Origin of the sequence: Ruegeria atlantica (assembly GCF_947495585.1) — a bacterium.
Taxonomy (GTDB): Bacteria; Pseudomonadota; Alphaproteobacteria; order Rhodobacterales; family Rhodobacteraceae; genus Ruegeria; species Ruegeria atlantica_G.
On sequence record NZ_CANLZK010000004.1, the window covers coordinates 57331 to 73558 of the forward strand.

At 59.1% G+C, this 16228-nt stretch carries 16 protein-coding genes; 5 read left to right on the forward strand and 11 right to left on the reverse strand.

Features of this window, described 5'->3' with window-relative positions; all coding sequences use genetic code 11:
- The first annotated feature begins 340 nt into the window (after positions 1-340).
- Positions 341-1366: a porin gene (locus tag QMP16_RS09745; RefSeq protein WP_113791010.1), complete on the forward strand. Its 1026-nt coding sequence runs from the start codon at positions 341-343 to the stop codon at positions 1364-1366.
- 61 nt (positions 1367-1427) lie between these two features.
- Here the strand turns inward: QMP16_RS09745 and QMP16_RS09750 are convergent, their stop codons facing one another.
- From QMP16_RS09750 to QMP16_RS09770, 5 genes are read right to left on the reverse strand one after another with little or no spacing between them, the layout of a single operon-like run.
- Positions 1428-1970, reverse strand: coding sequence for a DUF3833 family protein (locus tag QMP16_RS09750; RefSeq protein WP_282152213.1), 543 nt, complete (start codon positions 1968-1970; stop codon positions 1428-1430).
- Positions 1967-2584, reverse strand: coding sequence for a DUF3833 domain-containing protein (locus tag QMP16_RS09755; protein WP_058279120.1), 618 nt, complete (start codon positions 2582-2584; stop codon positions 1967-1969). The genes QMP16_RS09750 and QMP16_RS09755 overlap by 4 nt, the downstream gene beginning before the upstream one ends.
- Positions 2581-3804 (reverse strand): MFS transporter, encoded by a 1224-nt coding sequence (locus tag QMP16_RS09760; protein ID WP_282152214.1) that lies wholly within the window; start codon positions 3802-3804, stop codon positions 2581-2583. Before QMP16_RS09760 ends, QMP16_RS09755 begins: the two co-directional genes overlap by 4 nt.
- Entirely contained in the window at positions 3804-4349 is a 546-nt protein-coding gene (locus QMP16_RS09765) for a hypothetical protein (protein ID WP_282152215.1), read from the reverse strand. The genes QMP16_RS09760 and QMP16_RS09765 overlap by 1 nt, the downstream gene beginning before the upstream one ends.
- Positions 4303-5634 (reverse strand): NAD(P)/FAD-dependent oxidoreductase, encoded by a 1332-nt coding sequence (locus QMP16_RS09770; RefSeq protein WP_282152216.1) that lies wholly within the window; start codon positions 5632-5634, stop codon positions 4303-4305. The genes QMP16_RS09765 and QMP16_RS09770 overlap by 47 nt, the downstream gene beginning before the upstream one ends.
- Positions 5635-5862: 228 nt before the next feature.
- Between QMP16_RS09770 and QMP16_RS09775 the strand changes: the two genes are divergently transcribed.
- Entirely contained in the window at positions 5863-6588 is a 726-nt protein-coding gene (locus tag QMP16_RS09775; RefSeq protein WP_282152217.1) for an SDR family NAD(P)-dependent oxidoreductase, read from the forward strand.
- A 16-nt stretch (positions 6589-6604) separates the two neighbouring features.
- On the opposite strand, the gene QMP16_RS09780 is transcribed toward QMP16_RS09775, so the two are convergent.
- The gene (locus QMP16_RS09780; protein ID WP_282152218.1) at positions 6605-8257 is read right to left on the reverse strand and encodes a DUF6504 family protein; all 1653 of its coding nucleotides are present in this window, start codon (positions 8255-8257) and stop codon (positions 6605-6607) included.
- Positions 8258-8318: 61 nt separating this feature from the next.
- Positions 8319-8603, reverse strand: a complete 285-nt coding sequence (locus tag QMP16_RS09785) for an I78 family peptidase inhibitor (RefSeq protein WP_282152219.1) — start codon at positions 8601-8603, stop codon at positions 8319-8321.
- A gap of 130 nt (positions 8604-8733) precedes the next feature.
- On the opposite strand from QMP16_RS09785, the gene QMP16_RS09790 reads away from it, so the two are divergent.
- Positions 8734-9846 (forward strand): S-(hydroxymethyl)glutathione dehydrogenase/class III alcohol dehydrogenase, encoded by a 1113-nt coding sequence (locus QMP16_RS09790; RefSeq protein WP_058272862.1) that lies wholly within the window; start codon positions 8734-8736, stop codon positions 9844-9846.
- A gap of 77 nt (positions 9847-9923) precedes the next feature.
- Here the strand turns inward: QMP16_RS09790 and QMP16_RS09795 are convergent, their stop codons facing one another.
- The 3 genes from QMP16_RS09795 to QMP16_RS09805 all read right to left on the reverse strand — a co-directional run bounded on the left by QMP16_RS09795 (position 9924) and on the right by QMP16_RS09805 (position 14393).
- A complete protein-coding gene (locus QMP16_RS09795) occupies positions 9924-10862 on the reverse strand; it encodes a DMT family transporter (RefSeq protein ID WP_109313686.1) in 939 nt (312 codons plus the stop codon).
- Positions 10863-11010: 148 nt separating this feature from the next.
- Complete coding sequence (locus QMP16_RS09800; RefSeq protein WP_282152220.1) at positions 11011-11424, reverse strand: group III truncated hemoglobin; 414 nt, start codon at positions 11422-11424, stop codon at positions 11011-11013.
- A gap of 50 nt (positions 11425-11474) precedes the next feature.
- Positions 11475-14393 (reverse strand): error-prone DNA polymerase, encoded by a 2919-nt coding sequence (locus QMP16_RS09805; RefSeq protein WP_282152221.1) that lies wholly within the window; start codon positions 14391-14393, stop codon positions 11475-11477.
- A 109-nt stretch (positions 14394-14502) separates the two neighbouring features.
- On the opposite strand from QMP16_RS09805, the gene QMP16_RS09810 reads away from it, so the two are divergent.
- Positions 14503-14967, forward strand: coding sequence for a DUF1203 domain-containing protein (locus QMP16_RS09810; RefSeq protein ID WP_282152222.1), 465 nt, complete (start codon positions 14503-14505; stop codon positions 14965-14967).
- Here QMP16_RS09810 and QMP16_RS09815 read toward each other — a convergent pair.
- Positions 14964-15956, reverse strand: a complete 993-nt coding sequence (locus QMP16_RS09815; protein WP_282152379.1) for an ABC transporter ATP-binding protein — start codon at positions 15954-15956, stop codon at positions 14964-14966. The two genes, QMP16_RS09810 and QMP16_RS09815, sit on opposite strands and share 4 nt — an antisense overlap.
- An 87-nt stretch (positions 15957-16043) precedes the next feature.
- Between QMP16_RS09815 and QMP16_RS09820 the strand changes: the two genes are divergently transcribed.
- Positions 16044-16220 (forward strand): zinc-finger domain-containing protein, encoded by a 177-nt coding sequence (locus QMP16_RS09820; RefSeq protein ID WP_108859985.1) that lies wholly within the window; start codon positions 16044-16046, stop codon positions 16218-16220.
- The last annotated feature ends 8 nt before the right edge of the window (positions 16221-16228 follow it).

The following is a 16228-nucleotide window of genomic DNA, read 5'->3' on the forward strand; positions in this document are numbered from 1 at the left end:
CGTTTTGAGCGGGATTTTGCCCGAATCTGCCCATTTTCGGAAGGTGGGGTCAGACCCCGGGAAGTCTCAATTGCATACATGTACGTTTTTTGGCATTTAAAGGGGCATCGTCGCATTTCTTTGATCAACTTTTTGTAACGAAACACTGCTGATCGCGAAACATACGTAAATACTCAGGAAATTGGGTTTCGTGCGGTATTCTGCATTTGCAAAGATGCAACAAATACCAACCTTGCCCAGAATGAAATGCAGCGAAACCATTGCGCACGCTCGGAATTTGTCCGAGTAGGCCAGCAGTCGCTATAGCGGCTGCACTCCTCTCAAAACTTGTGGGTTTACCATGAAAAATCTTCTCATTGCATCGACGGCTCTGATTGCAACTGCAAGCGTTGCAGCGGCCGACGTTAAATTCAGCGGCTACGGTCGTTTTGGTATTGGCTACCAAGAAGATCGCACCGGCACTGTTAACAACTTTACCACGGACGCAAACGGCGACATCGTTGCTGATGGCACCGCGAACGTCGACACCGACAACACCATCCTGGTCTCGCGTTTCCGCCTGAACATCGACGGCACCGCAGAAACCGATGGCGGCGTTGAGTTCCAGGCACGTGTGCGTCTGCAGGCTGATGACGATTCCGGCAACGGCGAACAGAACAGCGCGGGCCTGAACGGCGCACGCTTCTCGGTCATCTACGGTGGTCTGCGTGTTGACGCTGGCAACGTTGCAGGTTCCTTTGACAACCTGGCAAACTACTTCGGTAACGAACCGGGCCTGGAAGAGTTTCTGGGTCAGTATTCGGGCGTGAACTACAGCTTCCTGGAGTACACCTCGACCGGTTCAGGCGCGAATGCTGTGTTCTTCCAGTACGCAGTTGGCGATTTCGCATTCGGCGCGTCATATGACCAGGCAACGATTGCTTTTGACGGTGTTGCGCAGGACGCAGACCGCTGGGACGTCAGTGCAACTTACACCTTCAACAACATCACCGCTGCACTGGCCTATGGTCAGACCAAGGCGAACGTGAACAGCGCGAGCGAAAAGCAGTCGCTGACCGTTCTGACCCTGGGTGCAGAATTCGGTGACTTCTCGGGTACTCTGTTTGTTGCGGACGATGACGTTGTTGATGATGCCGAGAACGGTACCGCATACGGTCTGTCGCTGGCATACAATCTCGGCGCCGCAACCACCCTGCAGTTTGCTTACGGTGACGGTTCGGCTGACAACGATACCCGCAATATCGGTATTGGCGCCATCTACGACCTGGGCGGCGGTGCATCGCTGCGTGGTGGTATCGGCGAAATCAAAACGGGTGACGAAGACGGGCGCATCCGCGCTGACTTCGGTGCTCAGTTCAACTTCTAAGTTGAGCTAAACTACAAAGTTTAAGGGCAGGTCTTCGAGCCTGCCCTTTTCTTTTGCTAGCTTATTTCTTCTCAAAGAACAGGATGACCTCGCCCAGCCGGACGCCATAACGCGAGACATAGGCTCGGTTCAGCAGACGGTCATCGTCCAGCAGCCACATCCAGTCGTCAAAGTTGACCCGCATGGTGCCCTCTTTGACCGGCAGGTCGATCTTGTATGTCCAATTGAATGTATCGCCGCGCTCGACCCCGGTGGCGGTTCCCAAAACGCCGGGCGCCGTGCCGGTCCAGGTGTCCTCGCCCGTCTTAGTCAACGTCCAGACACGCTGCTCGGTGGCGCCGTCATCATAGACGAAATCCTCAACCAGGGTCAGGATTTCACCATCCCACGTTCCGTCGATATCCACCGTAAAGCGGCGCGGAACGTTGCCCAGAACATCCTGAAACTGGCCATAGGCGACGGTCTTGCCCTCAAAAAACTCTTCAAGGTTCAACTGCCGATCAGACAGAAAGGTCTTGGGAACGCGCGGTTTAGCTGAACAGGCAGTCAGAACGGCCAGTCCGGCGACTGCCAGGCCCGCAACAAGGACCCGACGCGAGATCATTGCAGCGGCCTTTGTTCTGCGTCCGCATCATAGCCGTTTGAACTGGGGACATGTGCGGATTTAACCTCGGGCGCGGGGCGCATCGTGGCAATCAGCTCTGCGACCTTGATGCCGAACTTGCGCATCTCGGACCGGTTCATGATTACACCGTTTTCGGTCAGGTACATCCAGTCGGTGACGTCCAAAGTGTGCCCACCGGCATCCTCGGGAAGAATAATGCGGTAGGTAAGTTTGACAGTTGATCCTGAAATTGTTCCATGACCTTCACCGACGATGTCATCCGCCGTGGCGATGAACGTATTGCCGGTGCCCAGCGTCAGATACCATTTACGTGTCATCTGTTTGCCATTGGAATAGGTGAAATGCTCGGACAACGTGCCGGTGTTGCCATCCCAGTTCCCAACCATACGGGCGACAAAGCTGTTCGACATCTTGCCGTTCGGACCATAGATCAGCCCTTCGGACAGGATCTCTCCGTTCAGAACCTCTTTCATTTTGAATGCAGGCCCAGTGCCGGTGTAGTCGGCCGGTGTTTGTGACCGGAAGCTCAGGAACCGGTTCTTGGCAATAAACAAAGCGAGAGTGGCGAACAGTAAAACAACAAGCGTTTTCATTTGGCTGAGACCTCCGTGGGCAACGTCAGGACCATGCCAAACGCGCCAAGTTTCAGGATGCAGGGTAGTACCGCATAAGCCAGATTGAGTGTTTCCAGGGCTTGGGCGGAATTCGATTGGCCAGGTGAAAAGCCGCTGCGTTCCAGCAGGGGCAATGTAAAGAAGGCGGCAAGCGCGAGGCCCAGCTTGCCCGCAAAGGACCAGATGCCGAACGCGGCTGAGGCGTTCAGGCCGGCGCGGGTCAAAACGACCGAGAACATGGCCGGCAGGACCACCATATCGGCCCCAAGTGCCGCACCCGAGGCAAGGCAGATCAGAGCAAAGCCCAAAAGCTCACCCGCCGGCAACATCGCAGCACCTATGAAGCTGGCAATAGACAGCGGCATAGCAATGATTAGGGTCTGTTTCGGACCAATGCGATTGCTGAGCTTGGCCCAAAGCGGCACGCTGGCGCCGGCGCTGAGGAAAAACAGGATCAACAAGGGACCCGCCTTGCCCGGCAATTGCAGCCTGTCTTCGACGAAGAACAGAAACAGGGTTGAGGTAATGGCGACCGGCAAGCTGTTGACCAGCGCCAGCGCCAATAGTCGCAATGCTCCAGCCCGGCCCAGCCCTGCAAAAGACAGGCCCTCGCCAGTAATAGGCGTGCGTCGCCACATTGGGAATGTCAGCGCGATAGTTACGATCGACAGGACGCCCAGAAACAGCCCAAAGGCGGGGTATCCCTGTGCGCTCGCCCCTAAAGCGACGAACAGTGCAGGCGCGCTCGCGGCAATGACAACCCCCGCCAATTGTCCACCTTCACGGAAGGCTGCCAGTGTCATTAACTCTTTTGCGCCTGGTGTTTTGGCCAGGGTTGCGCTGCGCCCGTAAAGCAGGATGGTCCCGAGGCTGTAGGCCGAGAACAGCAGGATCAGGATCAGAATCAACGATGTCACGCTTGCGCCCTGTGGCAAGGCAAAGAGCAGCGGAAAGCCAACCGCCAGCCCAACGGCGGCCATAGCGGCGAATAGCAACTGACCATTCGGCCATCGATCGATGGCCCAGCCTATCAGCGGGTCTTGCACAAGATCCACAAGCCGGATCAACAGCAGCACCGTTCCAATCACCCCAAGGCTAATTCCAAGGTTCACGGAGGCAAAACGCGGCAGGTGGATATAGAGGGGAATACCCGCCGCTGCGAGCATCAGCGCATAGAGGCTGACCCGGGGATACAGCATCACTGTCCCTTCAATTGCCGCGTAAAGCTTGCGGATCTGGTATTGTCTCCCAGAAAGATCGACATGAATGTCTTTTTGACGCCTGGCCCGGACAGGGTGCAGGTTTTGCGCCCGTTCCGCCAGAAACCAACCTTGTTCGGCCCTTCCGAGATGGCCAGATAGCTGTCGCCTTTGCTGACAGCCTGAAAGCACTGTTCAAGCTGGGCTTGTGTCAGCCCGCTGTTTCCTTGCCGTGTCATCTCATCCAGCGTGGATTCGACCAGAGCCTTCTGCTTGAGGTTTTTGCGGTAGGTCAGCTGCAATCCGAAATCATCGCTCCAACTGAACGGGGCACCGCCTGGCGTGAACAGCTTTGCGTCATAGATCGGCAGGCCAAGGTAACGGAACGTGGCGGACCCGCGCAGTTCGGCGTTCGGCAATTCGTTCGACACGGTTGACGCCGCCAGCCCGACTGGGGCCAGCAAGGTCAGCGACAGCAGAGCAACGCACCAGACCGAGCTATTCGGCCGCGACAGGGATGACCGGGTCATTTTTGGCAATGCCATTGTCAGCTCCGATGGTTTGCGGGGTGCCTTTCAAGTGCGCGACAACATGCATCGCGCTGGCAATCCCGTCTTCGTGAAAACCATGCCGGTTATATGCACCGGCAAACCACGTTTTGTTCAGTCCCTGCATGTCGCGAATTTGCCCCTGGGCCTTCAGTGCGGCTTGATCGAAAACCGGATGGGCGAATTCGACTTCGTCATAGATTTTGTCTGCGGGAATATCCGCCGCAACATTGAGCGTTACAAACATCGGATCACTGTCCGGAATGTTCTGTAACCGGTTCATCCAGTAGGTAACGCCGACATTTCCGGCCTGTGAACGATAGGTCCAGCTGGACCAGCAGGCCCGTCTTTTGGGCATCTGACCGGGATCGCAATGCAAGACGGCCTTGTTGGGCTGGTACTTGATCGCGCTAAGGGCAGCAATTTCTTCGGGTGTGGCGTTGTCGCCCAGAATGGCCAGCGACTGGTCGGAATGGGTGGCAAGGATGATCTCATCATAAAGGTCAGCCTGGCCTTCGCTGAGTACGGTCACGCCCAGTTCATCCCTCTGAACATGCTGCACGGGGGAGGCGACGCGGATTTCGCAACCGCGGGCGCGCAATGCAGCCTCGATCCGGCGGACATATTCAATGCTGCCGCCTTTGACCGTCCACCACTGATGCTGCTTTGATCGATCACCGGCCAGCAAGGCATGATTTTGGAAGAACTGCACCAGCGAACGTGCGGGAAAGCGGTCAATGAATTCGACGGGGGTAGACCAGATCGCCCCGCACATGGGCATCAGATAGTTGTGGCGGAACCAGTGGCCCAAACGTAGTTCGTCGATCAGTTCGCCAATCGTAGTGTCATTGTTCTTGGCAGCTTCCGGGGCTTCTTTGCCAAAGCGCAGAATGTCCGAAATCATCTTGTAATAGGCCGGACGCATCAGGTTGCGTTTTTGCGCTGTCAGAGTGCGCAGATTGTTCAATCCGTATTCAAGGCGACCATTGTCGATCGTAGCGCCAAAGCTCATCTCGCTTTTGGTGACCGGGACGTTCAGCTCGTCGAACAGTTTGGTCAGGTTGGGGTAGGTGGAATAGTTGAACACGATAAAACCGGTGTCGACCGGTTGATCACCGTTTTTACCAGCCATGACCGTTCGGGCATGGCCGCCCAGTCTTGGCTCGGCCTCATAGACCGTTACATCATTGTCTTCGGATAGATAGTAAGCTGCGGATAGGCCTGATATTCCTGCACCTACAATTGCGATTTTCTTGCGTGCGCCCCTTGGTTCGTCGAACATGTGATCCCCTTAGTTCGGCAATTTAAAAGGATTACGCATCAGATGCGTGTACGGATCAATCACGTTGGACTTTTTTTGAACGTGCGTTACATCGTGATGTCTTGCCCGGTTTTTTGAGCGTTAACGTGATCCAGCTTTGTTGCCGATCCGTAAAATCCTTAAAATGTCTGAAACAACACGAAACCAATGTCCGGGCCATATGTACCCGACAGTCCGGATGGCCCAAGCATGAGCAGTTTTGACGGAAAAACCTATTGGATCGTTGGCGCCAGTGAGGGGCTGGGCCGATCTTTGGCCGAGGCGCTAAGCCGACAGGGGGCAAAACTGATCCTCTCGGCGCGCAATGCGGCGCGATTGGCCGAGATTTGCAAAACCCTTCCGAACGCGCGGGCGGTGCCGTTTGATGTGACCGACCTGGCGGCTGTGCGCCGGGCCGTTGCAGATGTCGGCGTGGTGGATGGGCTGGTCTACAATGCCGGTGCCTACGAGCCTATGAAATCGGCCGATTGGGATACCGAAGCTGTTCTGTCCATGACAGACGTGAACTACCTTGGCGCGCTTCGTGTGTTGGGTGAGACGGTGCCAGGGTTTCTACGGGCCGGACAGGGCGACATTACCCTGATCGGGTCTTTGTCTGGCTATCGCGGGCTTCCGGCTGCTGTCGGATACGCGGCCAGCAAGGCGGCGCTTGTCTCATTGGCTGAAACGATGCGATTTGATCTGGCAGGCACGGGGGTAACTGTTCGGATCGTCAATCCAGGTTTCATTAAGACCCGCCTGACCGAAAAGAACACGTTCAAGATGCCGATGCTGATGACGCCCGAGGACGCGGCGGATCGGGTGATCAGGGCGATGTCGCGCCGACGGTTCCGTACCGACTTCCCGGCACCGTTTTCTTGGTTGATCCGGCTGCTGGATTATTTGCCGGATTGGCTGATTTATCGTGGAAAATAGACTCTAATCAGGTCGTCTACCCAAACTGTCCCTGACAAAACCAGCCTGCCGACATCGTGCCGCCATGGCCGTAAAACAGCCACAGTCGCTCACCCTGTTCGGTGACCACCACCCAGTAGTCCCGCACGCCGCTGCGCCAGTTGGGGTCATCCAGCCACCATTCCGGCGCGATCCGTTCCGGGCCGGTGGCCTGTGCCAACTGCCAGTCGCGCCCGCGCCAGCGAAAGGCGGCTGGAACATCCGGGGCTTCAGCGGCCATCACCGGCTCGGGCTGCCACATCTGCAAGGGGCGCGGGCGCGGTGGGGCGGGCCAGTCGCGCGCAGGGTCAGACCATGCTGCCGCCAAAGTCTGTGCTGTTTTTTCGGGGATATGCGACGCGGCCGGATGGCGGCGTGTGATCACCTCCAGCCCGACCCGCGCGCCCAGTTTGCCGATCAGATCATCTACGGCTGTATTGCCCTCCAGCCGCGCGCGGGCCACACGGCGCGCCTCGGCGTGACCGGCCACTGTGCGGGCGTGGATGGGTTCGGTCTGGATCGCCTCAAGCCGCAGCATGTCGATGCCATAGCCTGCGTCGATCTTATCGATTTTCATCTCTAACAAAGGGCGAATGCGGTATTTGTCATAAGTGGGCCGAGCCAAACCAACCTCGATGATCTCGGCCGCCTGATCGGCGCGATGCGCCTCGAGCCGCAGGGTGCGGACGCCACGCGCCTTCTCTTCCAGCTTCGTGCACAGCGTGGGCAACACCCGGTCGATGGCGGCCATCACGTCCTCGATCAACCCGATCGGGTTGGGCAGGGTCATCCGCACCGCAAAGTGATGCGGCGGACGCGCGGGGGATACCGGTTCGGGCGCGCTGCCCATCGCTTGGTCCAGTCTCATCACCAGCCCGCGCCCGAACCGTCGGGCGAGAGAAGCCCGGGGTTGGCCCAGCAGATCGCCGATCCGGCGCAGGCCCAGCCGGTTTAGTTGCGCGACTACCTGATCCTCCAGCCGCAGCGCCGCAATCGGCAGGGGGCTGAGCGCGCCATAAGATTGCCCTGGTGCTGCGATCCGCGCGCCACCGCCCAGCGCCATCACTTGCGGCGCGGCCCCGCCCTTGGTCCAGTGCCGCCGTTTCCCTGCGCGCGCGCGGGTGGCGCGTGCCTCTTGGCTGATGGCGTCGCCGTTGCGGTCAGACGTGGCCTCTTGCCCCGCATAACGCGCCAGCGCCCAGGCTGCGCCCAGCGTGTCGGCGATACCCATCTGAACGCTTAGCCCCATATCGGCGCAATCGGTTTCAATGACGCTCAGCAGCGCCTCCTCCCCGCCGAACAGATGCGTGCAGCCCGACAGGTCGACGATCAGACCATCGGGGATCTCTTCAGCCACCCATGGGCTGAACTTGCCGGCCCAGCGGCGCAGCGCGGTCAGAAACGCGGCCTCGGCCGGGGCGTTGCGGTGTCGCGTGATCAGGGCCGCGCACATGGCATGGGCATCACGCACGGGCTGGTCCACACGCAGACCTGCGGCCTGCGCTTCCGCGTTCAATGAGGTGATCACCTGCATGTTCGACTGTTCCGCAACCACCGCCAAAGGGCCGACATGCAGCCCCCGCGCGGCACGGATCAGCCGTTCAGCCCCCAGACGGGGGAACCACAGTGAGAGTATTCGGCGTTTTGGCATTGGCAGACATCAAAATGTTCCCATTTTGTTCTTACCGTAGAATCATGCCTCGAGTCCACGCTTACCCGCAGGTCAGGCGTTGAATGATTCCGGCTCCGTTCACGAAAACATTCAGCCGGTCGATGCGATAATCCTGTGTGGCAATGTCATCAGGACCCAGAACACGCGACCGTTCGGGCAACTGGGCTTGGATGGTCGAAACCGGTTGGCCGATGGAATCGGCAAAATCGCCGCCCAGGCAAAAGGCCAGATCAACCGGCGCGTCCGTTGAGGCGGGTGTTTCCACGGGTGCAGTCGTTTCAGCACAGCCTGCCAGCAAGACCAGCGCGGGAATAAATCGGTGCATTGGCGTTTCTCCTTCTGACAATGTCGTTACTGCAATATCAAACATTTAGCCAACCTGCCACCAAAGCGCAGTTGAAAACACCCTGCAATTGACGCAGGGTCGGGGCAAATAAGACAGGGAGACAACGATCATGCGCACCCGTGCCGCCGTCGCCATTCAGGCGGGCAAACCTTTGGAAGTGATGGATGTGAACCTCGAAGGCCCCAAGGCGGGCGAGGTTCTTGTCGAGATCAAAGCCACCGGCCTTTGCCACACCGACGAATTCACCCGGTCGGGTGCTGACCCCGAAGGCCTGTTCCCGGCCATTCTGGGCCACGAGGGCGCGGGTGTGGTTGTCGACGTCGGTCCAGGCGTCACCAGTCTGAAACCGGGCGATCACGTGATCCCGCTCTACACCCCTGAATGTCGTGAGTGCGAATACTGTCTGCACCCCAAGACCAACCTCTGTCAGGCGATCCGCGAAACCCAAGGCCGGGGCCTGATGCCCGACGGAACCTCGCGGTTTACGACTTTGGATGGTGACCCGATCCTGCACTACATGGGCTGCTCGACCTTTGCCAACCACACGGTTCTGCCCGAGATCGCGCTAGCCAAAGTGCGTGAGGACGCGCCTTTCGACAAGATTTGCTACATCGGCTGTGGGGTCACCACCGGCATCGGTGCGGTCATCAACACTGCCAAGGTTGAGATCGGCAGTCGCGCCATCGTGTTCGGTCTGGGCGGCATTGGCCTAAATGTCATTCAGGGCCTACGTCTGGCCGGAGCGGACCAGATCGTCGGCGTCGACCTGAACCCGTCAAAAGTCGAGATGGCGACCAGGTTCGGCATGACCGATTTCGTCAACCCATCCGAAGTTGAAGGTGATCTGGTGCCCTATCTGGTGAACCTGACCAAAGGCGGCGCGGATTACACATTTGACGCCACCGGTAATGTCGGCGTTATGCGCACGGCTCTGGAAGCGGCGCACAAAGGCTGGGGTGAATCGATCATCATCGGCGTGGCACCTGCGGGGGCCGAAATCTCGACCCGCCCATTCCAGCTGGTCACCGGCCGCTCGTGGCGCGGCACCGCCTTTGGCGGCGCGCGGGGTCGGACCGATGTGCCCAAGATCGTCGACTGGTACATGGACGGCAAGATCGAGATCGACCCGATGATCACTCACACAATGGGTCTGGACGATATCAATCACGGCTTCGACCTGATGCATAAAGGCGAAAGCATTCGGTCGGTCGTCGTTTACTAAGACTCTAATACGAAACAACCCGCGTAATGCGGTTGAAAACGGCGCGCGGAATAGTGCGCCGTTTTTTAGTTTGACGTTTACTCCCCTGGCCGTGACGCCCCGGTATCCGACCGAGGTGACCGCACCCGCAGGACGGGCGTGTTGGCTGAGGTCGTGTTGGTTCTGCTTTCGCGCCACACCACGTAGACGCCGGATGCGATAATGACGCTTGCACCGACTGCAACCCAGACGTCCGGGCGTTCGCCAAAGAAAGCCATGCCGAAAATCGTGGCCCAGATGATCTGGCTATATTGACTGGGGGCAATAACCCCGGCGGGTGCCGCACGATAGGCCAGAATGATCAGATGCTGGGCGATGACCGAGAACACACCGACCAGCGCCATCATCGCAAGATGCAGCAGGGATGGTGGTTGATACACGGCAGGCTGCGCAAGGCTCATCACCGCGATGGCCAACAGCATGGGGTACAGGATCAGCACGGCTGAGCGTTCCTCATTCCCGATCTTGCGCACCAGAACCGAGGCGAAAGCGCTGCAGAACGCCGCCATCAACGCAGCCAGATGGCCTAGGGTAATGTCGGTGGCCCCCGGACGAAGAACAATCAAGACTCCGATCAGACCAACACCGACTGCGGCCCAGCGCTGGGCGCGGACCACCTCGCCGAGAATGGGGATCGACAGGACCGTGACAATCAGCGGGAAGGAGAACAGCAGCGAATAGACCTCGGCCAGCGGCAATACTGAAAAGGAGTAAAACGCGCAGGACATTGCGGTGACCATCAAGCCCGACCGCAGCAGCACCAGCCATGGGTGGCGGGGCAGGAAGTTCCCGGTTGTCCGGTCGGTCAGAATCGTGACGGCCATGGGCACAAAGGAAAACAGCGTGGCAAAAAAGATGATCTGCATCACCGAGTAGACGCCGCCAAGCGCCTTGATCAGCGCGTCATGGCTCGCAAAGACCGCAAAGCCCAAAAACGCATAGCCAAGTCCCCGAAGGGTGGAGTTCTGAGTGCTCATCGTTGTGGCCTCGGGCGATGTCTCGGTGTTGTGACTGTGCCATCACACCGCGTATGTTGCGGGTGGCTTGCCTTTGAGTAAACCCATTTTGGTGGCGCGCATAGCCCTTAATTTACCGCTAACATTGCATGGCCGCTATGACGCGGGATCACCGTAGGATCGGGGGTGCATCCTTGGGTTGACGTGCGGATTGAACACCGGCCTTCATTCCCACACCAATGCGGCGCGCCAGCGCGACCCAAGGTGTTGCGGTTTCAGGGGGCAGCGTCTGCGTCGCGACCTCTTCGAACAGATCCAGCCAATGGGCGAAGAACTCGGGCTTTACGTCGGGACGTTCGATATGAACCCGCTGCGGATTGCCGTCATAGCTGCGTTCGAACAAAATCGCGTTGCGCCAGAAGGCGGCGATCTTTTCCTCATGGGCGGGCCAGTTGTGGACATGTTTGTTGAAGACAGGTCCCAGTACCGTGTCCTCGCGCACGCGGGCGTAAAAGGCGCGGACCTGCGCGTTGATCTGGTCCGGCGTTGCAGGAAAGCGTGGGGGCAGGGTGGGTCTGGTCATTAGGATGGTCCGATTTCGACTCTGTTCTGCGGCAATATCCCGTTCTGCGGTCATGCGACAGGCGTGGTTTTGTCGCGCGGGTCCGGTGTCAGAATATGCCGCAACAGGGCCACCGGATGCGCCCGTAGGCTTAGGCGGGTGGCGACGTAGTCCTCGACCACCTGCTCGCCCAAGGTCATTTTCGGCAGGTAGGCCTCGGGTTCATACAGCGCCTCCCCCTCCAGATCTTGCGAGAACAGCGGCAGGGGTTTGGCTGTGGCGATCGCTTTGGCCTGCCACAATGCCTCGCGCCGTGTCAGGTCGCAGGCGGCGAAGGCATCCGCCTCGGCCAGCCGTTCGATCACCGATGGTCCCAAACCGGCACGGCGCCAGACATCGTCGACCTGATGGTAGCCATTGCCGCGCGCGGCTGTCAGCCAGCTGGCATCTTCCTCGCTGAGGCCCTTGATCTGGCGGAAGCCCAGCCGCAGCGCCAGCCCTCCCTGACCGTCAGGTTCCATCACATTGTCCCAAAAGCTGGCATTGATGCAGACCGGGCGCACTTGAACCCCATGCTCGCGCGCATCACGGACGATCTGGGCGGGGGCATAGAACCCCATTGGCTGCGAATTCAGCAGGGCGCAGGCAAATATCCCCGGATGGTGGCATTTGATCCAGGCCGAGGCATAGACCAGCAGCGCAAAGCTGGCCGCGTGGCTTTCTGGGAAACCGTAAGAGCCGAAGCCTTCGATCTGGGAAAAACAGCGTTCGGCGAAGTCCTGTTCATACCCGTTGCGTTTCATCCCGCGCAAGAAAAGCGCGCGGAATTCGCTGACATTGCCGTGCTTCTTGAAGGTTGCCAGAGACCGGCGTAGCCGGTCGGCCTGTTCCGGGGTAAAGCCTGCGCCGACAATGGCGATCTGCATGGCCTGTTCCTGAAACAGCGGCACGCCCAGCGTTTTGCCCAGCACCTCGCCCAACTCGTCCGAGGGGAAGCTGACCTCCTCCTCTCCGTTCCGGCGGCGGATATAGGGGTGGACCATGTCGCCCTGAATGGGGCCGGGGCGGATGATGGCGACCTCAATCACCAGATCATAGAAATTGCGGGGCCGCATCCGGGGCAGAAAGTTCATCTGTGCTCGTGATTCCACCTGAAACACGCCAATCGAGTCCGCCTTGCACAGCATGTCGTAGACGACAGGGTCCTCGGGCGGCAGGGTCGCCAGCGTATAGCTGGTCTGATGGTGCTGACCGATCAGGTCAAAGGCCTTGCGAATGCAGGTCAGCATCCCGAGGCTGAGGACATCGACCTTGAGGATGCCCAGCGTGTCGATATCGTCCTTGTCCCAGCAGATGACCGTGCGGTCCTCCATCGTGGCGTTCTCGATAGGAACAAGCTCGTCCAGACGCCCCTCGGTGATGATGAAGCCGCCGACATGCTGAGACAGGTGACGGGGGAACCCGTCGATCTCATATACCAGCATTAGAGTCTGTTTTAGACGGCGATCTTCGGGGTCGAGGCCAATCTCGCGCATCCGTTCCGCCTCAAGCCCCGCAGCTGAGAAGAAGCCCCAAAGCTGTGATGAGAGGGCTGAAATGGTGTCTTCGGTCAGCCCCATCGCGCGACCGACCTCGCGGATGGCGCGTTTGCCGCGATAATGCACGACCGTTGCGCAAAGGCCGGCGCGATGGCGGCCATAGCGGTCATAGATGTGCTGGATCACCTCTTCGCGGCGCTCATGTTCGAAGTCGACGTCGATATCGGGCGGCTCATCCCGCGCCTCGGAGACAAATCGTTCGAAGACCATCGTGCCCATCTCGGGGCTGACCTCGGTGATGCCGAGGCAGAAACAGACGACCGAATTGGCCGCTGAGCCGCGCCCCTGGCAGAGGATGCCGCGCGAGCGGGCGAAATGAACGATATCGCGGACTGTCAGAAAGTAGGGTTCGTATTTCAGCTTGCTGATCAGGGCGAGTTCATGCGCCAGCATCTTTTTCGCCTTCTCGGACGCGCCAGCTGGGTAGCGCCATTGCAACCCTTCATGCGCCAGACGATGCAGACGCTGGGTCGGGGTTTCCTGTTCGCTGCCCTCGCTGGGGTACTCATAACGCAGTTCGTCCAGCGAGAATGTGAGCAGTTCACTAAGTTCATGCGCGCGGGCGACGGCACCCTCATGGCCTTTGAAAATGCGCAGCATTTCGGACTCGGATCGCAGACGTTGTTCGCCATTGGCTAGTGCCTCGCGGCCCAGCTCATCGACCTTGCGGCGCAGGCGGATGGCGGTCAGCACATCCCCCAGCTTGCGGCGGCCCCCGTGATGCATCATCGGCGTGGCACTGGCGAGGGTGGGGATGTCGAGTTGTTTTGATTTAGTCTCTAATAAAGAGAAATATATGCCATCTGCGCCGTCATACCGGGGGTGCATCAACAGATGTATTCGCCCGGCAAAGCGGCGCGTCAGCTGTTGCGCTTGTGTCCGCCAGCCGTCCGCGCCGCCCGGAGACCGGGCCGTTTGTGGCCACAGCAGCAAGTGGAGACCGTCGGAAAACTCCAGCAGGTCGGACAAGTGCAGGATACAGTCGCCTTTTTCGGCGCGTAGCCGGCCGACAGAGAGAATGCGGCACAGGTTGGCCCAACCCTTCCGGTTCAGGGGCAGGGCAGTAACCGTGGGTGCGTCGGTAAAGATCAGCCGTGCCGCCGGTATCAGGCGGGGCACCGCGTGGATCGGGTACGAGGGCGGTTTGGGGATGTGATCGGGGCAGGGCGGGCCTATGGACGTGTTCTGCGCCTCCCACTGCAGCCGTTCGCGCACCTTGCGGGTGATCTCACGCGCCTGCGTATGGGCGCGGACGATCCCGGCGACCGAGTTGTCATCAGCGATGGCGATGGCGGGCAGGCCCAGGGTGACGGCACGCTCCATATACTCCTCGGGGTGGGACGCCCCGGTGAGGAAGGTGAAATTCGACGTGATCGACAGCTCGGCATACATGACGATTCCATATTATATTCACGTTTTGTTCTTTTTCGAGTCCTTTGCGCAGGAAACGGGTCGATTGGGTTTGGTCCGATGGGCAATGTCGGGAAAAAGGAGACCTGAAATGTTCAAAATCACCGCATTGCCCACCGACGACGTACGCGCCCTTCAGGCCGGTCACCCGGATTCCTATGGCGCAACGCCAGAACGGACCGTTTCAACGGGTGCCGGTAACCCGTGTCGCCACTGTTTGCAAAATATTCCCGAGGGCGAAGAAATGCTGGTCTTGGCCCACAGGCCCTTTTTAGAGACACATCCATATGCGGAAACCGGGCCAATCTTTCTGTGTGCTGTGCCTTGTGAGCGATACGAGGGGCAAGACCTGCCCGAGATCCTGACCTCGTCGCCCGACTACCTAATTAAGGGCTATGGCACAGATGACCGCATCGTCTATGGCACCGGGGCGATCACGCACACGGATCAGATCGGTGCAAAAGTCAGAGATATCTTTGCCCGACCAGATGTGGCCTACATCCACGTCCGATCCGCGCGAAACAACTGCTATCAGGCCCGAATCGACCGAGACTAAAGCTTAACCCTATGCATCCCACGGCGCGGCTGATCCGGATCAACCGCCGGGGCGTCCTCGGAGTGGCTGGACGTCAAGGCGAGGAACACATCCTCTAGATCAGCCTCTTCAGTGCGGACGTCGCGAATGCGGATATTGGCTGCGCGGACAGCTTCAAGAACCTGCTCGGCGTTGGTCTGGGCGCTGCGATATTGCAGCACAAGGTTGCCATCGTCGCGCAAGGCGGCCTCGACCCCTTCGGTTGCGGGTAGATCGACGACTGGGCTGTCAGAAACGATGACCATGGTACGGCTGTCCATTCGGCCCAGCAGGTTGGCGGTGCTATCCTGAGCGATTTTTTCACCGTGGTTGATGATGGCAATCTCGTCACACATTTCCTGCGCTTCTTCCAGGTAATGGGTGGTCAGGATGATGGTCATGCCCTGTTCGTTCAGCTTGCGCACATTTGTCCAGAGCATCTGGCGCAGTTCGATATCCACACCTGCTGTCGGTTCGTCCAGCACCAGGATCTTGGGGTGATGCACCAGCGCCTTGGCCAGCAGCAACCGCCGCCGCATGCCACCCGACAGCGTGCGGGCATAGGCTTCGGCCTTGTCGCTGAGACCGACCAGTTCAAGGATCTCATCGCTGCGGCGTTGGGCCTTGGGTACGCCGTACAAACCGGCCTGCACCTCCAGCGCGCCGCGGGGGGTGAAAAACGGGTCAAGGTTCAGCTCTTGGGGCATCACGCCAATCGCTGCGCGGGACTGGCGCGGGTTGCGGTCCTGATCGTACCCCCAGATCGACACAGAACCCGCTGATTTTACCACCAAACCAGCCAAAATGTTGATCAAGGTCGATTTGCCGGCCCCGTTCGGGCCCAGCAGGCCAAACACCGACCCCCGTGGAATGCTCAGGTCAATGCCCTTCAGCGCCTGTTTCTCGGGCTGGCCCTTGCCACCCCGATAGGTCTTGCGCAGTCCATCGATCCTGATTGCCGCATCGGTCATGAGACCCTTGCCCCCGGTTTGCTCATCGCTCATAAACGCACCTAATGCATGCCCGCGAGGCCGACAACCAATGAAGGATCGCCAGCCGTGACACTTGATGCACCGGAAACCAAGTTCGTCGAAACCGCACGTGTCGCCTGTGACGGCGGCGAAGGCGCATTGGGCCATCCGCGCGTTTGGTTGCAGATCCCCGAAGATACCGGCTGGGTCGAATGCCCGTATTGCGATTGTAAATACGTGCTGTCGGAGCACGACGCGCAATAAATTCGGAG